This window comes from Candidatus Eisenbacteria bacterium (assembly GCA_035712145.1).
Lineage (GTDB): Bacteria > Eisenbacteria > RBG-16-71-46 > RBG-16-71-46 > RBG-16-71-46 > DASTBI01.
In genome coordinates, this window is the sequence record DASTBI010000253.1 from 1 (window position 1) to 2,221 (window position 2,221).

At 69.5% G+C, this 2,221-nt stretch carries 1 protein-coding gene; it reads left to right on the plus strand.

Features of this window, described 5'->3' with window-relative positions; all coding sequences use genetic code 11:
• Positions 1-48 precede the first annotated feature (48 nt).
• Positions 49-2,124, plus strand: coding sequence for a S9 family peptidase (locus tag VFQ05_18020; GenBank protein HET9328666.1), 2,076 nt, complete (start codon positions 49-51; stop codon positions 2,122-2,124).
• Positions 2,125-2,221: the final 97 nt, after the last annotated feature.

The following is a 2,221-nucleotide window of genomic DNA, read 5'->3' on the forward strand; positions in this document are numbered from 1 at the left end:
AAAGCGGTCCGCCAGTGACGCGAGCCGCGTGACGGGAGAGACGCGAGGATGAGAACCGACGTCAAGACCGAGGAACGAGCCGGCGGCGAGTCCGCACGACCGGCCCCGAGCCCGCGGCCGATGCGTGAGGAGGATCTGCTGCGGTTCGTCTGGGATGCCGATCCGCAGATCTCTCCCGATGGCGGGCGCGTGGCGTTCACCCGCGTCTGGGTGGACGCCGAAGCGGACGAATACCGCACCCAGGTGTGGATCGCGGGGTCGGGCACGGAGGCGCGCCCGTGGACGTCGGGTCTCTACGATTCCCAGCCGCGCTGGTCGCCCGACGGCCGCTGGCTCGCCTTCGTGCGCAAGAGCGAATCGGGGAAGCCGGGGCAGATCCACCTGCTGCCGACGGGGGGCGGCGAAGCCACACGGCTCACCACGCTCGAAGGCGGCGCCGCGGAGCCGGCGTGGTCGCCCGACGGCAGCCGTCTCGTGTTCGTGAGCCCGCACAACCCGGTGCTCGATGCTCCGGATCACAAGAAACCCAAGAACGAGCCGGCCCGCGTGATCACCAAGCCCGTGTTCCGTGAGAACGATCTGGGCTTCCACGACGAGCAGCGCAAGGATCACCTGTGGATCGTCGAGCGCGAGAGTCGCGCGGTGCGCGCGCTGACGACGGGACTCCACGCGGAGAGCGGGCCACGCTGGTCGCGTGACGGGCGCTCGATCTATTTCGTCTCCGATCGGCGCGAAGAGCCGTGGTTCGGTCCCGAGGAGAGCAAGCTCTGGGCGGTGCCGCCCGATGTCGAGACGCCGACCGAGGGCGACGCCATGAAGCTCGTCGTCGACGCTCCGGGCGGAATCATGGCGTGGACGGAGGGACTGGACGGAACCATCGCGTTCATCACCACCCGCTTCGACGGGCCGCGCAGCTACGAGCAGCCGGAGCTCTGGCTGGCGCGCGGGCAGGGGCCGCGCCGCGAGCTCTTGCGGCTCGCCTCCGGCTACGACTTCCCGTTTGCCGAGGCGATCAACTCCGATCAGCATCCGCCACGCGGCGGAGGCGCCTGCCCGCTGGCCCTGCTCGACTCCGAGGTGGTGACCCGGGTCGGCAAGCATGGATCGTCGCTGATGGTGCGGGTGTGCGGGGAAGAGGTCACCGAGCTGACGGCCGCGGGGCAGGACGTGATCGCCGGCACCGTGAGCGCCGATGGCAAGCGCTGGGCGCTCACGATCGGGAACCCATCCTCGCCCTGCGTCCTCTACGTCTTCGATCCCGGCACGCGAGCGCTGGAGGTTCTCCATCGGCCGAATCCGTGGCTCTCCGAGATCGCGCTCGGCGAGGTCGAGGAGCTCTGGTATCCGTCGTTCGACGGCACCCGCATCCAGGCGTGGCTGGTGAAGCCGGTGACCCCGCGCGAAGGCGAGCGCGCGCCGCTGGTGCTGGAGATCCATGGCGGGCCGCACACCGCGTACGGGTTCGGCTTCTTCCACGAGTTCCACGTTCTGGCGGGAGCGGGCTACTCCGTGCTCTGCACCAACCCGCGCGGCAGCACCACCTACGGCCAGGCGTTCGCGAACGTGATCCAGTACCGCTTCCCGGACGAGGACGCACGCGACCTGATGGCGGGCGTCGACCATCTCATCGAGCAAGGTCGCGCCGACGCCGATCGGCTCGGCGTCACCGGTGGGAGCGGCGGAGGCCTCCTGACCAACTGGCTCGTCGCCCAGACGCCGCGGTTCAAGGCGGCGGTGACCCAGCGCTGCGTCTCCGACTGGGCGGCGTTCTACTACAGCGCGGACTTCGCGATGTTCACGCCGTTCTGGTTCCGCAAGCCGCCCTTCGAGGACCCGGAGGACTATCGCGATCGCTCGCCGATCACCTTCGCCTCGCGGATCACCACGCCGCTGATGGTGATCCACAGCGAGGAGGACTGGCGCACCCCGATCGGCCAGGGCGAAGCGATGTTCCGCGCGCTCAAGCAGCAGCGGAAGCCCACGGTGATGATCCGCTTCCCCGGCGAGAGCCACGAGCTCTCGCGCAGCGGCGCGCCGTCGCGCCGGGTGCAGAACCAGCAGCACATCCGCCGCTGGTTCGACCGCTGGCTGCTCAACAAGCCGGCGCCGGAGTACGGCGTGTGAAGTGATGCGGCTCGACCCGGGAGCCATCGGCCTCAGCGGTTGGCTCTTCCTCTTCTTCCACGGCACCTACATCCCGTGGAAGGCGTGGAGGACCAAG

What these genes read in the sequence shown, in the direction of transcription:
- VFQ05_18020 (HET9328666.1), top strand. Translation starts at nt 49, where the DNA reads ATGAGAACCGACGTCAAGACCGAGGAACGAGCCGGCGGCGAGTCCGCA.